This window comes from Pseudomonas sp. fls2-241-R2A-110 (genome assembly GCF_030209165.1).
Classification (GTDB): domain Bacteria; phylum Pseudomonadota; class Gammaproteobacteria; order Pseudomonadales; family Pseudomonadaceae; genus Aquipseudomonas.
Map to the genome: position 1 here is coordinate 65,150 of NZ_JARVSN010000025.1, position 17,298 is coordinate 82,447.

Genomic DNA, 17,298 nt, shown 5'->3' on the forward strand with positions numbered 1-17,298 from the left:
ACATGATTTTTCACACGCACAAGCCTTGCATATAGTCATCGCAAGCCCAATCGGAACACCTGTGTGTTTCATCGATGCGAGATAAATTTATGGACGACAAGATAAAACCTCACCAGAGCCAGACTGCTGGTTTGGGTACGCGAGTGGTTTGGGGAGGGGAGCAAGTTCAGCATCCCTACAACGCTACCCAAACTCCCATCGTAGTCAGTGCCGCCTACGGTTACCATGACATCGATGAATGGTATGACGTGGCATTGGGTAAAGAACCTGGCTTCATTTACAGCCGCATGAGCAACCCGACGGTCTCTGTCTTGGAAGACAAACTTTGCGAGCTTGAAAGCGCGGAGTCGGCTGTCGCTTTCAGTACCGGGATGGCTGCAATCAGTGGCGTGCTGCATACCTTCCTGTCCTGTGGTCAGCGTGTGGTTTCTACCCGCGACAGCTACGGTGGTACAAACAAGATCTTTGAAGAGTTTCTCCCACGCATGGGAGTCGAAGTTGCGCTTTGCGATACGCTCGACACTGAATCTATCGAGCATGAGATCGCCAACGGCTGCAATGTCCTTTACCTGGAAACCCCGACGAACCCCACTCTGAAAGTTCTGGATATACGACGCCTGGTGGCGGCGGCGAAGCGCGTTGGGGCGTTGGTCATAGCAGACAACACGTTCGCAACGCCCTTGAATCAGAATCCCCTTGCTCTCGGGGTAGATGTGGTAGTGCACAGTGCTACCAAGTTCCTGTCGGGTCATGGTGATGTGCTTGGCGGTGTGGTCTGTGGCAATGAGCATCTTATGTCTCAAGTTCGCCATTACCGCGAAATTAATGGGGCCTCGCTGGATCCGTTCTCCGCTTATCTCATCATCCGGGGCATCAAGACTTTGGCTTTGCGTCTGCGCCAGCAACAGGTGAGCGCGCAAGCATTGGCTGAGTATCTCTGCACCGAGCCGCTGGTTGAGTCAGTGAACTATCCGGGACTGCCTCAACATCGAGGTCACGCCATTGCCCGTTCGCAGATGCGCGGATTTGGCGCAATCGTCAGCTTCGTGCTGGTGGGGGGAATGGACACAGTGACTCGTTTGCTACCGCAGCTTAAGTACGCCCATCGGGCGGGTAACTTAGGAGCGGTTGAAACCATCTACGGGCCGGCACGGACAACCAGCCACGTGGAAAACACCTTGGAGGAACGCGAGGCACTTGGGATTTCCGAGGGCTTGGTCAGGGTCTCTGTAGGTATTGAAGATACAGCCGACTTGTTGGCTGATCTTAAACAAGCATTTGAGTTAGTTCGCAGTAAACAAAATCATTCAAGCCTCCACGCTGAAAATACCGAGCGTTTCACCGAGGTGGGAACCTGAACTCGGGTAAGACTTCCGGTTTTTTATCGGACAGTCCTTCATGAATAGTGAAAACAATAACAACTAGCGACAATTTAATTGTGCTGCCGAGTAGTCGGTTACGAGAAATTTTGTCCGTACATTTCATGAGAACATAGCGATGACCATCCAAACAAAAAATGATCAGTCCGATCCAGCGTTAAACTTCAAGAAAGAAATGCAAACCCGCCACATTGTTATGTTAGCGTTGGGCGGTGTAATTGGTACGGGATTATTCCTTACTTCCGGCTACACCGTTAATCAAGCAGGGCCGCTCGGTGCGGTTATCGCCTACATCATCGGTGCGGTGATGGTGTATCTGGTAATGGTCTGTCTCGGTGAGTTGGCGGTACAGATGCCAGAAACCGGGTCGTTCAGTACCTACGCAACTCGATACTTGGGCCCAGGTACGGGCTATACGGTGGCCTGGCTGTACTGGCTCACTTGGGCAGTGGCTATTGGATCTGAATTTACGGCTGCGGGCATCCTGATGGTTCGGTGGTTTCCTGATACACCGGTCTGGATTTGGAGCGCGTTTTTCGCCATTGCGGTCTTTTTAAGTAACGTCGTATCTGTTCGTCTTTTTGCGGAGACTGAGTTCTGGCTTTCGCTCATTAAAGTTCTGACGGTTATTACGTTTATCGTAATTGGCGGTGGGGCTATTTGCGGTCTCTTCCAAGTACAGCATTTGCAGGGCGCTGGACTCTCCAACTTTACTCGCGAAGGGCTATTCCCTACAGGTTTATTACCCATTGCGATGACACTTCTAGCTGTCTCCTTCGCATTTTCCGGGACTGAACTTATCGGGATTGCGGCAGGTGAAGCGCAGGATCCTCAGACAAGCGTTCCCAAGGCGATCCGCACGACGGTAGTACGTTTGGCGCTGTTCTTCGTGGGTACGATTTTTGTCCTGGCGACCTTGCTGCCCCGCGAGCAGGCCGGCGTCATCGAAAGTCCATTCGTGATGGTGTTCGAGCTGATTGGTATCCCGTACTCGGCTGACATCATGAACTTTGTCATTCTTACCGCACTGATTTCTGCGGCTAACTCTGGGTTGTATGCGGCTTCGCGCATGCTTTGGACGCTGAGTGATCAAGGCCATATGCCTAAGTGCTACGCCAGGCTCTCGCGCCGGGGCACACCGGTTAACGCGATCATTTTAAGTATGGCGGGTGCCGCGGCTTCTCTGCTGAGCAGTGTGCTTGCCCCTGATACGGTTTATTTGGCCCTGGTGTCGATTTCTGGTCTTGCCGTGGTGGTCGTGTGGATGAGCATCGCCGCGAGCCAAATCGCCTTCCGACGCCAATACGTCGCCAATGGCGGGCGAGTTGAAGATCTGCATTTCCGGGTGCGTGGTTACCCGTGGGTTCCAATTGGTGCTCTGTTGTGTTGCTCGCTCGCCTGTGTCGGCATTGCTTTTGATCCTGAGCAGCGAGTGGCGCTTTACTTCGGTCTTCCATTTATCGCTTGGTGTTACTTCGTTTATTGGATCACTCGCAAGAAGCGGGAAGAGCGGTTGGCATTAGCGGCGGCTGCACATCATTCCGCTGGTGCTGCATGATTAGCTCAGGCGATGATTGAGCACAGATAAGTCTCGATGAGGTTGCGCCGATGAGTCAAAAATCACTACCGCCCTTGAATTGGCTGAGGGCATTCGAAGTGTCGGCGCGGTATTTGAACTTCACCCATGCAGCAGAGGAACTGCACCTGACTCAAGGTGCAGTCAGTCAGCAGATTCGTCAGTTGGAAGGCCACCTCGGAGTGGCGCTATTCAAGCGCCTACCCCGAGGGCTTGGCTTGACTGAGGAAGGGCAGTCGTACTTGCCAGTTGTACAGGACGCAATCAGTCGTCTGGCGGTGGGGACAAACGAGATCTTTGGTCAGCGTAATCGAAGGCATGTGAAAGTGCGTGGCAGCCTTTCCTTCCTTCACTATTGGTTGGCCCCTCGGCTCGCCGATTTTTGTCGAGAGTATCCCCAAATCGACATCCGATATATCAGCAACCTTTGGGTGAAGGAGCCGGACGGAGAGGATGACCTGGAGATTCGTTGGGGGTGCGGGGAGTGGTCGGGATTGCACTCTCAGCGATTAACGTGGGACATCCTCCAACCCGTTTGCTCGCCAGAGCTCATGGCCAGCTCACCGATACGTGAGCCTCGCGATTTGATGAACCATTCTCTGCTTCACGTGTTGGGGTACGAGGAAGGTTGGGGTTACTGGTTGAAGCGGGTGGGAGCAGACGAAGTCGATTATTCCCGTGGTCTTCAGTTCGACACTCTGATTTCCACAATCCGCATGGCAGAACTCGGTCAGGGCGTTGCCTTGGCACGATCTTCAGTAGTGGAAAATTTACTCAAGAGTGGGCACCTGATTGCTCCATTCAGTCACCGAATCGAAGCCAGCGAGTCTTTTTATCTAGTGCGTGAGCAGGCCGAGGAACTCTCGACTGACGCAGCGACTTTTTCTACTTGGTTGGTGGGGCAAGCTCACCGCCTTTTGTAATTCTGATCTGGAGTCATCATGCATTACGTAAGCACACGCGGCGGTGACGTGCGCGCGGATTTTCGCAGTGTGGTTCTGTCGGGGCTCGCCGAAGATGGTGGCCTGTATGTCCCAACCAGTTTGCCGGTATTCACTGAGCAACAAATCACCAGTTGGTCATGGCTGCCGTTTGATGAGCTGGTATGGCGGGTAATCTCGCCCTTTGTTGGCTCGTCCATGGACGAAAGCACCCTCCGTGCCTTGCTCAGCGACAGTTATCAACAATTCAAGCATCGCGCTATTACGCCGCTTGAGCAGATCGGGCATAACGAGTGGATACTCCAGCTGTTTCATGGGCCGACTCATTCTTCCAAGGATTTCGCCGCGCAGTTGCAGTCGCGCCTGGTCGAGCATTTTCTGGGGGAGGTTGGTAAAGAAGCGTTGGTGGTCGGTGCAACTAATGGTGATACCGGCCTCGCTGCGCTTGAAGCCTTTGCTAACGGACAGGCCGTCCGCATGGCGATACTTTATCCGCGCGACGGGCTTGCGCCTGAGCAACTCAGTGCCTTACAGGCAGCCGACTCTCAGCGGGTTCAGCTGTTTCCGGTTGACGGTAATTTCGATGATTGCCAGACGCTGGTCTCCCGACTCTTGCGTGAGTGGCCGTTGGACGGAGTGATTCCGATCTGTTTCAACTCGACCAACTGGATTGGCGTCCTGGCTCAGATAGTTTTTTACTTCCACGCGGCGTTACAACTGGGAGGTGGCTCGCGCCCCGTTGGCTTTAGCATTCCAGCTGCCAGCTCGGCCGAGATCTACGCCGGCTACATTGCGCAGAAAATGGGATTGCCCATCAATCAGGTGATCATCTCCACCAACAGCAATGATGCCCTGCACCAGTTTTTTCATTGCAATCGCTACTCCACCCGAATGACTAATCGAACAGTATCGCCGGCGATGGACTTCTCGTTGTTTTCCAACCTGGAGCGGTTTATTTGGGAGATTTACGAGCACGATGGCTGCTCAACAAAAGCTCTGATGGAGCATTTTGAAAGTTGCGGAGAAATGAGCATCGGCAATCAGCAATGGCTGCATGCCCGAGTACTCTTCGATTCCTATGCGGTAGACGAATCCCAAGTGCGCGATGAGGTGGTCGAGTTATTCCGGGAGACAGGCTCGGTCATCGATCCTCACACCGCTGTCGGTGTCCGGGCTGGCCGGCTTCATCGACGCAGCCTGGGGGCGCCAATGGTCACCTTCGGGCAAATTGCGCCGGCCAAATCGGCGGCGCTGTTGGCAGAGCTGGGCGTCTGGCAAGCAAGCGTTCCGAGCACTGTCGAGGTGCGCGCGCAACCACCTTACTTGGCCAAGGACGATCTTGAGGGGCTGTGCCAGGCTCTTCGTGTGGCGCAGCAGAGGCTTTCATGAAGCGCATTCTGGATCCGTTGGACGAACGCATACTGGCCGAACTTACCGCTAATGCGCGAATAGCCCATATCGAACTGGGTGCCAAGATCAACTTGTCGCGTAATGCTGTGCGCCAGCGCATCGAGCGTCTTGAGCGCGACGGTGCGATCACCGGCTATACGGTAATTCTTGGTGAGTCGCGGCGGCCTACGTCGCTTATCAGCGCGGTGATCTTTGTCTACCGCTACGACCGCATGCGTGGCGAAGAAGTACTGGCTGCACTGCGCTCCATTCCCGAAGTCGTGCAGTGTGAAGTACTCAGTGGTGAGTTCGATTTAATGCTGCGCGTGAATGCAGCTACACCTGAACGTGTCCATCTCGTGTGGAAGGAAATCGCGGCCATGCCGGGGGTGGAAAACACCCTGACATCGTTCGTCCTTTCAGCCGTGTTTTAAAAATCGTGCTTGGGCAAAATGCCCAACTAATACAGCAGACTGCCATATTCAACTGCCAAAGCTCGGCTCTTAGGATGTTCCTGTCGAACAACATCAATAAAAGGAACAGCTGTTATGACTGAGTACAAAATTGCCTTGGTAGGGTTTGGTGGCGTGAACCGTGGCTTTGCCCAATTGGTCGCCGATCGTAATGCCGAGTGGAAAGAGTCCCTGGGCTTCACTATCAAAATTGTCGGTGTCACCGATCTCTTCCTCGGCTCCATCGTTGCTAAAGACGGTCTGGATGCAAAGCAGTTGGTTGACCTGCCCGTTGAAAAAGGTGCTTTCGCTCAACTGCCAGGCGGCAATGCCGAGGCCTTCAATGAAACCGTGATCAAGCATTCAGGTGCTGACATGATTGCTGAAGCCACCTTCACCAACCCAGTCGATGGTGAGCCCGCTACGACGTTTTGCCGCTGGGCGCTGGAAAGCGGCATCCATGTTGTAACCACCAATAAGGGGCCGATTGCACTGCACGGCGCTGAGCTAAAGGATTTGGCCCGTCGTAACGGTGTTGCCTTCGAGTACGAGGGTTCGGTTATGAGCGGTACACCTGTGATTCGTCTGGCAAGACAGGCTCTGGCAGGTGTAGGGGTTCAAGGCTTTGAAGGCATCCTGAACGGGACTTCCAATTACGTGCTGACCCGCATGAAGGACGGCCTGGATTTCAACGACGCAGTCGCTCAGGCTCAACAGCTCGGCTATGCCGAGGCTGACCCAACTGCCGATGTGGAGGGGTTTGACGTCCGTCTCAAGGTGGTGATCCTCGCCAACGAACTGCTCAATGCACGATTGAGCGTCAGCGATGTGGCTTGTTCAGGTATCAGTCGCATCAGTCCAGAAGACATCGCTCAAGCAAGTGCCGACGGTGCAAGTTGGAAGCTGATCGGATCTGCAAATCGCGAAGTTGATGGCTCGGTTCGAGCGAGTGTGGAGGCACGACTGCTGCCGAATTCGCATCCTCTTGCAGGAATTTCCGGTGCCACGAATGCGGTGTCGTTCAATACCGGACTGCTGGGTGCCGTCACTGTATCCGGCCCTGGAGCAGGACGTATCGAGACTGCCTTTGCGTTGCTGTCAGACATCGTCGCCATCCATACCACCCACGGCAAGTAATAGGAGAGTAGTCATGAGCGTATCCAGCATGGCCAGTATCCAGCTTGTTGATGCCAAACAGATTGATGTGTTCAGTCCATTCGATGGTCGCCTGGTGGGAAGCGTACCTTGCCTTGATGCAACCGCTGTTCCTGGCTTGCTGGAGCGTGCGCGAATTGGCGTGCGTGAGAGTGCGGCAATGCCTCGTCACCTTCGTGCACGTATCCTTGAGGAAACTGCCCGGCGTGTAGAGCTCAAGGCTGAAGAGTTTGCCAAACTCATTGTTGCAGAGGCGGGAAAAACGCTGCGACAAGCAGAGAAGGAAGTGAAGCGTTGTGTGAACACGCTGAAGCTATCGGCCGAAGAGGCTCGTCGTAACGCTGGGGAAGTGATTCCATTTGAGGCATATGAAGGCTCCGAATCGCGGCAAGGCTGGTTCACTCGCGAACCATTGGGGCTTATTGTCGCGATCACCCCATACAACGATCCGCTGAACTTGGTTGCCCATAAACTGGGCCCGGCCATCGCCGGTGGCAATGCTGTGATCCTGAAACCTTCAGAGCTCGCACCGTTGTCTGCACTTAAGCTGGTTGAGTGCCTGGTGGAAGCGGGCCTGCCTTCGTGTGTGGTAACTCCGGCCACCGGGGGTGTCGATCTGGGTAAGGCATTGGTTGAGCTGCGAGAAGTCCGGATGATTTCCTTCACGGGTGGTTTCGCCACTGGAGAGTCCATTGCTCGAAGTGCAGGCTTGAAGAAGCTGGCCATGGATCTAGGGGGGAATGCGCCGGTTCTAGTGCTCGAAGACTGTGACCTTGAACCGACCGTAGAGTCTTGTGTATCGGGTGCCTTCTGGGCAGCAGGACAGAACTGCATCGGCACGCAGCGTATTCTCATACACAGTTCAATCTACGAGAATTTCCGTGAGCGTTTTGTCAGCCAAGCGCGTGCATTGGTAACTGGCGATCCTGATCAGCGAGCAACGGATGTTGGCCCGATGATTACGGAGCAAGCGGCTCGTCGCACCGAACAATTGGTGAATGAAGCGCTGGCCGAGGGGGCTCTTCTCCTATGCGGACACCATCGCCAAGCGGGAAGCTATTCGCCGACCGTGCTGGAGCGTGTAAGCCATGACAGTCGGATTTGGCAGCAGGAAGTCTTCGCGCCGGTGGTTATCCTGGAACCTTTTGATCATCTGGAAGATGCCGTCGCATTGGCCAACGAGACGGAGTACAGCCTGCATGCGGGACTGTTCACACGTGATCTTTCCAAGGCCTTGAAATTGGCGCGGCAAATTGAAGCCGGTGGGGTGATGATCAATGACTCTTCCGATTATCGTTTTGATGCCATGCCTTTCGGTGGCTTCAAGTACGGGAGTCTGGGGCGAGAAGGTGTTCGGTTCGCCTATGAGGACATGACGCAACCCAAAGTGGTCTGCATCAACGAAATGGGGTGAGCCTTCATAACTCATTACCGTCGACCTTTACATCGGGTGAAATCGCTCGTCCCGTGACACCCGATGTTTTTTCTCGACACTGCTCGTCCGTAAAGGGTCGCGGGTGTCATCTTAGCGTCATCGACCCCATGGCAAGATCCTCGCAAACCGCCTAGCGCGCTTAGCTTGCAAGGAATCCCCCATGAAAGGAGACGCTTCTCTATTTGCAGCCATTGATCTTGGTTCCAATGCGTTTCGCATGATGATCGGCCAGTCTGTCCGACGGCGTCAGGGGTTCGTGATCCAGGAAGTGAAAACCTTGCGTGAACCTGTCCGTTTGGCGGAGGGGTTTGAAGGTGGAGCGCTGGACGAATTGGCCCTGGATCGGGGATGGCAAGCGCTCGCTCGATTTGGCAAAAAGTTACGCGGCTTCGAGGCCGGTCGAGTGCGGGCGGTGGCGACCAGTGCCGTGCGCGAAGCCGACAATGCCCAACTGTTCTTGGCCAGCGCCGAGCGCCACCTGGGGTTTCGGATTGACGTGATCTCCGGGCATGAAGAGGCAAGGCTGGTGTACGCCGGTGTTGCTCATACGGTTCCCGGCACCGAAAACAGGCGACTGGTCGTGGATATCGGTGGCGGTTCCACTGAATTGATTTTGGGGCAGGGCGCTCACCCCCTGATGACTGAAAGTATTGCCATCGGCAGCGGCACATTTGGCGCTCGCTACTTTCAGGGGGGCTGTATCTCGGCTCAGGCGCTGCTGGAGGCAGAGCGTGCAGCCACTGTTCAGTTTGAAAAAGTAGCGCGGCGTTATCGCGCGCTGGGTTGGCAGCAGGTGATTGGCTCTTCAGGCACCGCGCGGATGCTGGCCAAAGTCCTCAAGGCCAACGGGTTGAACGACTATGACGAAGTCGGCATCACCTACAGCGGCTTGTTGCGCCTGTCGTTGCGCCTGCTTGAAGTGGGGCATGTCAAACAGCTCGGCCTGGCGGGCTTGCAAACTCATCGTCAGAGCATCTTGCCTGGAGGCTTGGTGCTTATGCTGGCGGCATTCAAGGTGTTTGGTGTCTCGCATATGACGCCCTCCGAACCGGGGCTGAGGTTCGGCGTTCTGCATGGTCTGATGAGTAAACACTGATCCGAATCCACGGTGCGCCATTGATGACCGGTTGTTACAAGGGTAATCGACCCCTCAGGTTGTCCCACCAGCTAATCCCAGATGAGCCGGAGCCAATGATCCCAGTCAGTTCGTGCAGTTGAAATACTTACGAAACATTCCAGCCTTATGATTCGCCTCACTGAAATCCAGGAGGTTGGGGATGAACCGACCATCAAGAAGTCTGCGCAAGCTGCTCGACTCCGTCGCCACTAACAATGAGGCAGCGGCGCTCGATATGATGCGTGCAGCAGAGCAACTCCAAGACGAAGTGCTACGCCAGCGGTTGCTCAACATGATTCACCGACTTAACCAGGACGCTATTGACTTACGAATGGCGCGTGACGATATCCAGGGCGGAGCCATAAAGCTCGCGTGACCGGTCTCGATGACGTCTCTTGGTTTGTATGCCGCACTGGTCTCTGGATCAACGGCGTGTTGCTGGGTAGTGGGTCGATGCTCATCAGATTCGTAGCAGCCATCCATGCGTCGACAGGCTGCATACGCATCGCGCGGCATCAGGTCGACTACGTGTGCACGAAAAAGCAAAGGTGAACCTTTTATTCGGCTTTTGATCATGGATTAATACGCCGAAGCCGAATAAGGAAGGAGAACCTGATGGCCACTGCACATGTTTTCATCGCTACCAGTCTGGATGGCTTCATCGCTCGATCCGATGGTGACATTGACTGGCTATTGCAGCGCGACGATCAGAGCGAGGATCACGGCTACCCAGCCTTCATTGCCGACAAGGATGTGATCGTAATGGGCCGGGGAAGCTACGAGAAGGTACTGACCTTCGACGCCTGGTTCTATGACCGGCCTGTCGTGGTGCTGTCTCAACAACTGGCTGATTCGCCGGTGCCCGAGGAGCTGGAGGGCAAAGTTCGTTTTTCCAGCCTCACACCCGCAGGCTTGATGGAGGAATTGGAGAGGCAAGGCGTGCGCCGGGTGTATATCGATGGCGGGCAGTTGGTTCAATCATTCCTACGTGACGGATTAGTCGCGGACATGGTGATTACTACTGTGCCCGTGCTGATCGGGTCGGGAAGACCATTGTTCGGGGCCCTTGCGCAGGATATTGAATTGAAGCTGGTAACCAGCCGGTGCTTTCCTTCGGGTCTGGTGCAGTCTACCTATCAGTTGGCTCCTTGACCTGCCCGAGGGGAGGGCCGATCCAAGGCAAGGGCGAGATGGCATCTCGTCCATGGCGCTGCGCTGAAAAATAACCGCGTCTTGCCGAAAGCAGTCACTCCGGCGTCATAAACACTGCGAGCGTCAGCTTGATGAATTCTTCGTTCCTGTCGATGGCGTCCAGCGTGCTGCGCACGTTATCGGTGACATCGGCTGAACCACGTGCTTCGACCCAGTTTGTGAGTTCCAGGATGGCGCTTCAAGGGCGAGTTGGTTCTCGTTGATCTTGTACAAGAGGGAAGGGAGCAGGTCTGAATGTGGCATTGAAAATCCTCAGTGAGTAAGTAAGCGTGGCAGCGATTATTGCGAAAGGCAGGGCGCTGTGGGCGGGCGCATTCATTAGTTGATTGCGGAAGATTTTTAAGAAGGAATAGCGGAAATAGCCGTAAAGATGCATAAGCTACCGCTTCTGGCGTGCCCAATCTCCAAATGCAAGAAACGACAAAGCCCTGAATAATCAGGGCGTTGTCGTATAAATATGGCGGAGGCGATTTCCGCCATTTTGACGTATTTTGAGTTCTTTCGCTGTCAGGCCGTTTACTAAAAATCTGGGCTGTATCTAAGAGTTGGCCCTACCGGTGGCACAAGTTGGCTTTTCCGCTACAAGCTCTCAGGAAAGAGCCGATACATGACCTCATGGAAGCATCCTGAGACAAGTCTCGCTGTAGCTCGGGAAAAGCAGCTGATGCCAGAAGGCAGAGTAGATACTGTCGGTGAAAAATGAAAATTTAAATCGATTAGCCTTTCGCTTTGCTCTGGGACTTGAGTCGATCGAGTATCACCTTACCCACATCCAGCGCTGAACCAGGGTTTTGACCGGTCACCAGTTCGCGGTCGATGACGACATGGCTGGTCCACGGTGAAGAGTTGCTGCTGTATACGCCGCCGGCTTGTTCCAGTGCCGTTTGCGGATAGAACTTCATAACGCCTCCCTTCAATAATCCCTTGGCCAACTCTTCTTCCTGATTGCTGATGACCGTGAACTTGTAGCCGGCGTAAGTCCAGTCCGAGGCCGTAGCCTGGTTGCCGGTTTCGAGTTGGCGCGTGAAAGCGGTGGGGTTTGACAGCGTCGACAGCAGGGCAATCGGTCCATGGCAAACGAGGGCGGTTGTCTTGCTGTGCGCATGGAAATTATTCAGCAGTTTCCCGAGTTCGACGCTGTGCAGCAGATCCTGCATCGGTGCATGGCCACCAGGTACATAGACAGCGTCGAAGTGCTCGTAGCCGATCTGTTCGACCCGCGACAGGCTAATGACCGGTGACTCACCCGGCGAGGTGATCTTGAGGTGCTCCAGCAGCGCCTTGTGCTCCTGCAGTGCCGCAACGTCATCGTTGAAATACATCTTGTCGGTGGACGATTTGTCCAAAGTCGGCGCCTTGCCTGTAGGCGTGGCAAAGGTCACCGTGTGCCCGGCATCGAGCAGCAGTTTTACCGGTTGCATCAATTCGTTCAGGTAAAAGCCGGTTGCAAAGACGTTGTTGTCCTTGAGGTCGAGGTGGTCTGAATCGGATAGCACGATCAGTACGTTGCTGGCCTGGGCGTTGAAGGCCGAGGTGCAAATGGTCATTGCAAGGGCGAGTCGGGTGATAGGACGCATGGGATTTCCGAGCAGTAGAGAGTGAATTCGATCAGCAGGTGTCTGATCCCGATAGAACTATATTCATGCCTCCGTGGGCGATAAACTTGCTTAAAAGCAAAGCACCTGTTCTATGGAGGTAAAGGTGAGCCGTCGATTCGATTATCTCGCGGACGTAGAAGTCTTCATTACCGTAGTGGAGAAGGGTTCCCTGAGCGCAGGGGCCGTTGTTCTGGCGACCACCCCGTCAGTGGTCAGTCGAGCGATCTCTCGCCTTGAAGCACGCGTGGGTGTTCAGTTGTTGCGCCGCACGACTCGACGCCTGAGCCTGACCGAGGCGGGTCTGCTTTACCTTGAACAGTCTCGCGCGGCGTTCTCGTTGATCGATGATGCAGAGCGGGCTATCCGAGGGCAGGAAGGCGCGTTGACGGGCCGTGTACGGCTCAGTGTGCCGACGACGTATGGACACTACCGGCTGCCGGCATTGCTCTGTCGCTTTACTCGGCAGTACCCGCAGGTGCGCATCGAGTTGAGCATCAGCAATCGAAATGTGGATCTGGTGGCCGAAGGGTATGACTTGGCTATTCGCCTTGGGCAATTACCTGACAGCGGCCTGATTGGGCGCAAACTTGAGGATGCGGGTTTATGCCTGGTCGCCGCGCCGGACTACCTGCGGCGCGCCGGTACGCCGCGCAGTGTCGACGAACTGCCAGCGCATGCCTGCCTGCCATTTGTGATGCCCAGCAGTGGCCGGATCGGCCCCTGGCTGTTCTGTGAGCAGGGTATTGATCGGGAGTGGATACCTGAGGCGAGTGTTCAAGTGTCCGACGACGTGCTAGGCACTGTGTCTTTGGCCGAGCACGGTATGGGGATTTGTCAGACTTACGACTTTATTGTCCGGGAACGGATTCAAAGCGGACGCCTGGTGCCGCTGCTCGAACAGTCGGGTGGACGGTCCCGACCGTTCTCGGTGATTTTCCCGCCTCATCGCCAGCTATCGGCCGCGTCCCGGGCGCTGATCGACTTCTTGACCCGCGAGGTGGCGGATCAAGCCCACACGCCACTCAACGAGCGTCAAGCGATCGAGTAGGTTGGATAATCGGTATATCCCTTGGCTCCGCCACCATAACTCAGTGCGCGGTCTGGTTTTAACAACGGCCAGTCGTTGTGCAAGCGTTCAACCAGGTCGGGGTTGGCGATAAAGGGTTCACCGAATGCGGCGAGGTCAATCAACCCGTTGCGCAGGAATTTCTCGGCACGCTCTTTGGTCATACCCCCGGCGAGAACCAATGTTCCTTGGTAGTGGCTGCGAAATTTTTTCAGGAAGTCGTCTGGAATCGGCGAGCTGCCACGCGACAGTTGATCCATGAAATGGACGTAGGCCAATCCACGCCGAGAAAGCTGATCGGCGACATACAGGTAGGTTTCTTCGATGTCCTCGTAAAGCCCCATGTCGAACAGGCCGCCAAAAGGTGACAGGCGTATGGCCGTGCGTTGCGCACCAATTCGTTCAATGACGCTATCGACCACTTCCAGCAAAAAGCGCGCGCGGTTTTCTAGGGTATCGCTGCGGTATTCGTCCGTCCGGTCATTGACCAACGGATTGAGGAATTGCTCGATCAGGTAGCCGTTCGCTCCATGCAGTTCAATGCCGTCGAAGCCGGCATCAATTGCATTGGCGGCTGCCTGGGCAAAGTCACGAATGACCTCTTTGACTTCGTGTGTGCCGAGGGCGCGGGGGCTGGAGACATCGACTGGCCCGGGCTCACCACGTTCAGTCATGCCCCAGGCCTGGGAGTTGCGGGCAATCCGAGAGGTCGAGCTGACGGGTGCGATACCGTCCGGCTGAATGCTGACATGGGAGACACGTCCGACATGCCATAGCTGCGTAAAGATAACGCCGCCGGCATCGTGGACAGCCTGAGTCACTTTGCGCCAGCCATTGATCTGTGGCGTGGTGTAGATGCCGGGGATGGCCAGAAAGCCTTCAGCCGAGCGTGAAATCGGAGTGCCTTCGGTAATGATCAGTCCGGCGCTGGCCCGTTGGCTGTAGTAAAGCGCGGTCAGTTCGTTGGCGACGCCATCGGGGTTGCGAGCCCGGGTCATCGGTGCCATTGCGATGCGATTACGTAGGGTCAGCACGCCAGCCTGGCAGGGGTCGAATAATGTGCTCATGGAAACCTGTCCTCACTTGATGATGCTCAAGAGGGTAGGCGCCGGGTAGCTCGCTGATAACCTGGCAACGCTGAACATGTTCTGTGAGGTTGTTTCACAACTGCGCGGGACACAGTGAGTGCCTAGACGGTTTTGCATTAGGCTATATATGTGAATCCTGTTCACAAGCCAAGTGAACTGTATCCCATTATTTCTGTGATTTTTAGTGAAGCGCTTGTGATATTTTTTCACTAATAATTCAGAGGGAGAATGACGTGGATAACAGAGCGGGTGAGATGTCGGTCTTCGTGCGGGTTGTCGATGCCGGTAGCTTTTCGCAAGCCGCACGCCAGATGCTGATGACGCCTTCAACGGTCAGCAAATTGATTGTTCGCCTGGAGTTGCGTCTGGGCGTTCGCCTGCTGGAGCGCTCGACACGCAAGCTGTCATTGACGGATGAAGGGCGCATTTACTATGAGCGCAGTAATGCGTTACTGGCAGAACTCGATGACGTCGAACGGGTATTGGCGCAAGGTGCACAGAAGGCTCGCGGAACAGTGCGCATCAATGCCTCGGTAGCGTTTGGTACGTTGGCGATCGAACCCAACTTGCCAGCTTTCTGGGAGGCTCATCCCAATATTCAAATCAACCTGTCCCTGTGCGATGACATCGTCGACATGTACCTGGATCGAACGGACATCGCTTTCAGGGTCGGCGTATTGAACGACTCGACGCTGCGCGCGAGGACGATCGGTGTTGCGCGCCGAAAGATAGTCGCCTCACCCCTTTACCTGGAAAAGTACGGTGTCCCCGAGACCCTCGAAGAGCTCGGCGAGCACAATTGCTTAAGTTTCAATTTCCGACGTGCGAGTCCGGTCTGGCCCATGCATCAAAGTGGCCGCATTGTTGATCGCATTGTCCAGGGCAACCTGCAAGCCAACAACGGCGAGACCGTTCGGCGTATGGCCATAGCCGGGGTGGGGATTGCCCGATTGGCCGACTTTCACATTGACGAGGACCTCGCCGCCGGCCGATTGGTCGAGGTGCTCGCGCAGACCGGTCACGACTGCGAGGAAGTCCACGCGCTGTATCAGGGCGGTCAGCATGTGCCCCAGCGTATTCGGACGTTCCTCGACTTTATGGTGCCGCGCCTGCAAGCCTTCATGAGCCGCGGGTAAACCTGCTGCCGTCGTCAGTCCCGGGACTCGATGACGGCCTTCAGGCGTTGCAGCCCTGTGCGATAGAGCGCCTCGAAATGCGCGACGACCTGCGCTTCTTCTGCGCCCTGGACAAGAAAGGTGCTGGACCAGGACGCCAGCGTCCCGCCTTTGCCATCGTTCTGCGCTGACATCGTGCCGACATAATCTACGACCGGAGACGGGCCTTCGAGCAGGGCATATCTGTAGTGCTTTGCTTCCTCGTCAAAGGTGAGCAAGCGCTCGACAATGACCGCGCCATCGGCGGTTCTCAGGTGACGCAGGCGTCCGCTGTCGCTCAAGCTGCTGCTGGCGATGACATCGAGCCAGCGGGGAAGCCAATCGAATCCACCGAGAAGCGACCAGACGTCTTCGGCAGGGCGTGCAATGCTAATAGAGACACGAACTTCACTCATGTTTTCACCTGTAAGGGAGGAGGGTATTCAAAGCAGCACTGATGCAACCAGCCAGAGATTGGCGGCGCTGATCAGCAGGAAAATACACCAGGCCATGACGGCGACCGGGCGTGAGATAGCAAAGTCACCCATCAGCGTTTTATCGCGGGTGAAACGAATCAACGGATAGACCGCAAACGGCAGCTGTACAGACAACACCACCTGAGAAAGCACCAACAGATCACCTACCGCGGCGTCGCCCAGCCAGAGGATCCCGCACAACGCGGGCACCATGGCCAGCAGACGGGTGATGACGCGCTGCTTCCACAATGAAACCTTCAGTTTCAAGAACCCTTCGAGCACAACCTGACCAGCGAGGGTGCCGGTCAACGTCGCGCTTTGCCCCGAGGCGAGCAGTGCCAGGGCGAACAGCACGGCGGAGAGGGCCACACCGGTGAGAGGTGTCAGTAGTTGATGGGCTTGCTCGATCCCGCCGATATCCGTGTGTCCGCTGTCGTGGAAGACGGCGGCAGCCACCAGCAGAATGGCAACCTGGACGGCTGCCGCAATTGAAAGCGCGCGGATCGTATCGTTGGAACCCCGACGCAGGGATAGCTTTACCTGCTCGCTGTCCGGTGTAGCGCGGGTGGACCGGGCCAGTGATGAGTGCAGGTACAAATTGTGTGGCATGACGGTGGCGCCGATGATGCCCACCGCAATGAACAGCGCCCCTGGCTCAGCCAGCGAGCCCAATGAAGGAATGAACCCCTGGAGCAGGGCGTTTGTATCGAGTGTGATCAGTGCCAACTCAATGGCAAAACACAGGACAATGATCGCCACCAGTGCCAGGACAATCTTCTGCACTCGGCCATTGGCGGCTCCCTTCACACCCAGGATGACCAGCGTACTGATAGCGGTCAGCACGATGCCGACGCTCAGCGGCAGGTTGAACAGCAGTTTGAACGCCAATGCCGCACCCAACACTTCGGCGATGTCGGTGGCGATGATGGCGATCTCCGCCATTGCCCAGTGCACAAGTGTGGCTTGCCGCCCATAGCGAAGACGGCAGGTCTGGGCAAGATCCTGCCCTGTGACGACGCCCAGACGCAGGGCGAGTGTTTGCAAAAGCATGGCCGCCAGGCTCGACAACACCACCATGAACAGCAGGCTGTAACCGAATTGAGCACCCGCGGCGATACCGGTGGCCCAGTTGCCGGGGTCCATGTAACCCACTGCGATCAACAGCCCGGGGCCCATTAATAGCGAAAGGCGTCCGGGCACCGGTGATTGCTGGGCGGCTGGCTCGTCGGGTCGTTCCGACAAAGAAGTCTGTGCCGTCAT

General features: G+C 55.7%; 17 protein-coding genes and 1 pseudogene. 13 read left to right on the top strand and 5 right to left on the bottom strand.

What is annotated here, in order from left to right; translation table 11 throughout:
• The first annotated feature begins 89 nt into the window (after nucleotides 1-89).
• From QRN31_RS21100 to QRN31_RS21145, 10 genes are all read left to right on the top strand, one after another.
• Nucleotides 90-1,358, top strand: a complete 1,269-nt coding sequence (locus QRN31_RS21100) for a cystathionine gamma-synthase family protein (RefSeq protein WP_285434301.1) — start codon at nucleotides 90-92, stop codon at nucleotides 1,356-1,358.
• Nucleotides 1,359-1,497: 139 nt separating this feature from the next.
• Nucleotides 1,498-2,937 (top strand): amino acid permease, encoded by a 1,440-nt coding sequence (locus tag QRN31_RS21105; protein WP_285434302.1) that lies wholly within the window; start codon nucleotides 1,498-1,500, stop codon nucleotides 2,935-2,937.
• Between the two features lie 50 nt (nucleotides 2,938-2,987).
• Nucleotides 2,988-3,878 carry a LysR substrate-binding domain-containing protein gene (locus tag QRN31_RS21110; protein ID WP_285434304.1) on the top strand — a complete coding sequence of 297 codons (891 nt, stop codon included), beginning with the start codon at nucleotides 2,988-2,990 and terminating at the stop codon, nucleotides 3,876-3,878.
• Between the two features lie 18 nt (nucleotides 3,879-3,896).
• A complete protein-coding gene (gene thrC, locus QRN31_RS21115) occupies nucleotides 3,897-5,285 on the top strand; it encodes a threonine synthase (RefSeq protein WP_285434305.1) in 1,389 nt (462 codons plus the stop codon).
• The gene (locus QRN31_RS21120; protein WP_090183197.1) at nucleotides 5,282-5,719 is read left to right on the top strand and encodes an Lrp/AsnC family transcriptional regulator; all 438 of its coding nucleotides are present in this window, start codon (nucleotides 5,282-5,284) and stop codon (nucleotides 5,717-5,719) included. Before thrC ends, QRN31_RS21120 begins: the two co-directional genes overlap by 4 nt.
• Nucleotides 5,720-5,833: 114 nt before the next feature.
• Nucleotides 5,834-6,874 carry a homoserine dehydrogenase gene (locus tag QRN31_RS21125; protein WP_285434307.1) on the top strand — a complete coding sequence of 347 codons (1,041 nt, stop codon included), beginning with the start codon at nucleotides 5,834-5,836 and terminating at the stop codon, nucleotides 6,872-6,874.
• Nucleotides 6,875-6,887: 13 nt separating this feature from the next.
• Complete coding sequence (locus tag QRN31_RS21130) at nucleotides 6,888-8,306, top strand: aldehyde dehydrogenase family protein (RefSeq protein ID WP_285434309.1); 1,419 nt, start codon at nucleotides 6,888-6,890, stop codon at nucleotides 8,304-8,306.
• 181 nt (nucleotides 8,307-8,487) lie between these two features.
• Entirely contained in the window at nucleotides 8,488-9,423 is a 936-nt protein-coding gene (locus QRN31_RS21135; RefSeq protein ID WP_285434311.1) for a Ppx/GppA family phosphatase, read from the top strand.
• Between the two features lie 181 nt (nucleotides 9,424-9,604).
• Complete coding sequence (locus QRN31_RS21140; protein WP_090183215.1) at nucleotides 9,605-9,820, top strand: hypothetical protein; 216 nt, start codon at nucleotides 9,605-9,607, stop codon at nucleotides 9,818-9,820.
• A 239-nt stretch (nucleotides 9,821-10,059) separates the two neighbouring features.
• A complete protein-coding gene (locus QRN31_RS21145) occupies nucleotides 10,060-10,596 on the top strand; it encodes a dihydrofolate reductase family protein (RefSeq protein ID WP_285434312.1) in 537 nt (178 codons plus the stop codon).
• A 94-nt stretch (nucleotides 10,597-10,690) separates the two neighbouring features.
• On the opposite strand, the pseudogene QRN31_RS21150 reads toward QRN31_RS21145, so the two are convergent.
• Nucleotides 10,691-10,899: pseudogene (locus QRN31_RS21150) on the bottom strand (hypothetical protein).
• A 289-nt stretch (nucleotides 10,900-11,188) separates the two neighbouring features.
• Here QRN31_RS21150 and QRN31_RS21155 point away from each other — a divergent pair.
• Nucleotides 11,189-11,359 carry an Arm DNA-binding domain-containing protein gene (locus QRN31_RS21155; protein WP_285434519.1) on the top strand — a complete coding sequence of 57 codons (171 nt, stop codon included), beginning with the start codon at nucleotides 11,189-11,191 and terminating at the stop codon, nucleotides 11,357-11,359.
• 13 nt (nucleotides 11,360-11,372) lie between these two features.
• On the opposite strand, the gene QRN31_RS21160 is transcribed toward QRN31_RS21155, so the two are convergent.
• On the bottom strand, nucleotides 11,373-12,233 hold the full coding sequence (locus tag QRN31_RS21160) for a type 1 glutamine amidotransferase domain-containing protein (RefSeq protein ID WP_285434314.1): 861 nt from the start codon (nucleotides 12,231-12,233) through the stop codon (nucleotides 11,373-11,375).
• Between the two features lie 124 nt (nucleotides 12,234-12,357).
• Here QRN31_RS21160 and QRN31_RS21165 point away from each other — a divergent pair, with 124 nt between their 5' ends.
• Complete coding sequence (locus tag QRN31_RS21165; protein ID WP_285434315.1) at nucleotides 12,358-13,302, top strand: LysR family transcriptional regulator; 945 nt, start codon at nucleotides 12,358-12,360, stop codon at nucleotides 13,300-13,302.
• On the opposite strand, the gene QRN31_RS21170 is transcribed toward QRN31_RS21165, so the two are convergent.
• Complete coding sequence (locus QRN31_RS21170; RefSeq protein WP_285434316.1) at nucleotides 13,287-14,387, bottom strand: alkene reductase; 1,101 nt, start codon at nucleotides 14,385-14,387, stop codon at nucleotides 13,287-13,289. The genes QRN31_RS21165 and QRN31_RS21170 overlap by 16 nt on opposite strands.
• A 254-nt stretch (nucleotides 14,388-14,641) precedes the next feature.
• Between QRN31_RS21170 and QRN31_RS21175 the strand changes: the two genes are divergently transcribed.
• Nucleotides 14,642-15,544: a LysR family transcriptional regulator gene (locus tag QRN31_RS21175; RefSeq protein ID WP_285434318.1), complete on the top strand. Its 903-nt coding sequence runs from the start codon at nucleotides 14,642-14,644 to the stop codon at nucleotides 15,542-15,544.
• A gap of 14 nt (nucleotides 15,545-15,558) precedes the next feature.
• On the opposite strand, the gene QRN31_RS21180 is transcribed toward QRN31_RS21175, so the two are convergent.
• Together QRN31_RS21180 and QRN31_RS21185 are read right to left on the bottom strand one after the other, a co-directional pair.
• Nucleotides 15,559-15,978 carry an SRPBCC family protein gene (locus QRN31_RS21180; protein WP_285434320.1) on the bottom strand — a complete coding sequence of 140 codons (420 nt, stop codon included), beginning with the start codon at nucleotides 15,976-15,978 and terminating at the stop codon, nucleotides 15,559-15,561.
• Nucleotides 15,979-16,005: 27 nt separating this feature from the next.
• Complete coding sequence (locus tag QRN31_RS21185) at nucleotides 16,006-17,298, bottom strand: Nramp family divalent metal transporter (RefSeq protein WP_285434321.1); 1,293 nt, start codon at nucleotides 17,296-17,298, stop codon at nucleotides 16,006-16,008.

What these genes read in the sequence shown, in the direction of transcription:
- QRN31_RS21100 (WP_285434301.1), top strand. Translation starts at nt 90, where the DNA reads ATGGACGACAAGATAAAACCTCACCAGAGCCAGACTGCTGGTTTGGGT.
- QRN31_RS21105 (WP_285434302.1), top strand. Translation starts at nt 1,498, where the DNA reads ATGACCATCCAAACAAAAAATGATCAGTCCGATCCAGCGTTAAACTTC.
- QRN31_RS21110 (WP_285434304.1), top strand. Translation starts at nt 2,988, where the DNA reads ATGAGTCAAAAATCACTACCGCCCTTGAATTGGCTGAGGGCATTCGAA.
- thrC (WP_285434305.1), top strand. Translation starts at nt 3,897, where the DNA reads ATGCATTACGTAAGCACACGCGGCGGTGACGTGCGCGCGGATTTTCGC.
- QRN31_RS21120 (WP_090183197.1), top strand. Translation starts at nt 5,282, where the DNA reads ATGAAGCGCATTCTGGATCCGTTGGACGAACGCATACTGGCCGAACTT.
- QRN31_RS21125 (WP_285434307.1), top strand. Translation starts at nt 5,834, where the DNA reads ATGACTGAGTACAAAATTGCCTTGGTAGGGTTTGGTGGCGTGAACCGT.
- QRN31_RS21130 (WP_285434309.1), top strand. Translation starts at nt 6,888, where the DNA reads ATGAGCGTATCCAGCATGGCCAGTATCCAGCTTGTTGATGCCAAACAG.
- QRN31_RS21135 (WP_285434311.1), top strand. Translation starts at nt 8,488, where the DNA reads ATGAAAGGAGACGCTTCTCTATTTGCAGCCATTGATCTTGGTTCCAAT.
- QRN31_RS21140 (WP_090183215.1), top strand. Translation starts at nt 9,605, where the DNA reads ATGAACCGACCATCAAGAAGTCTGCGCAAGCTGCTCGACTCCGTCGCC.
- QRN31_RS21145 (WP_285434312.1), top strand. Translation starts at nt 10,060, where the DNA reads ATGGCCACTGCACATGTTTTCATCGCTACCAGTCTGGATGGCTTCATC.
- QRN31_RS21160 (WP_285434314.1), bottom strand. Translation starts at nt 12,233, where the DNA reads ATGCGTCCTATCACCCGACTCGCCCTTGCAATGACCATTTGCACCTCG.
- QRN31_RS21170 (WP_285434316.1), bottom strand. Translation starts at nt 14,387, where the DNA reads ATGAGCACATTATTCGACCCCTGCCAGGCTGGCGTGCTGACCCTACGT.
- QRN31_RS21180 (WP_285434320.1), bottom strand. Translation starts at nt 15,978, where the DNA reads ATGAGTGAAGTTCGTGTCTCTATTAGCATTGCACGCCCTGCCGAAGAC.
- QRN31_RS21185 (WP_285434321.1), bottom strand. Translation starts at nt 17,298, where the DNA reads ATGACGGCACAGACTTCTTTGTCGGAACGACCCGACGAGCCAGCCGCC.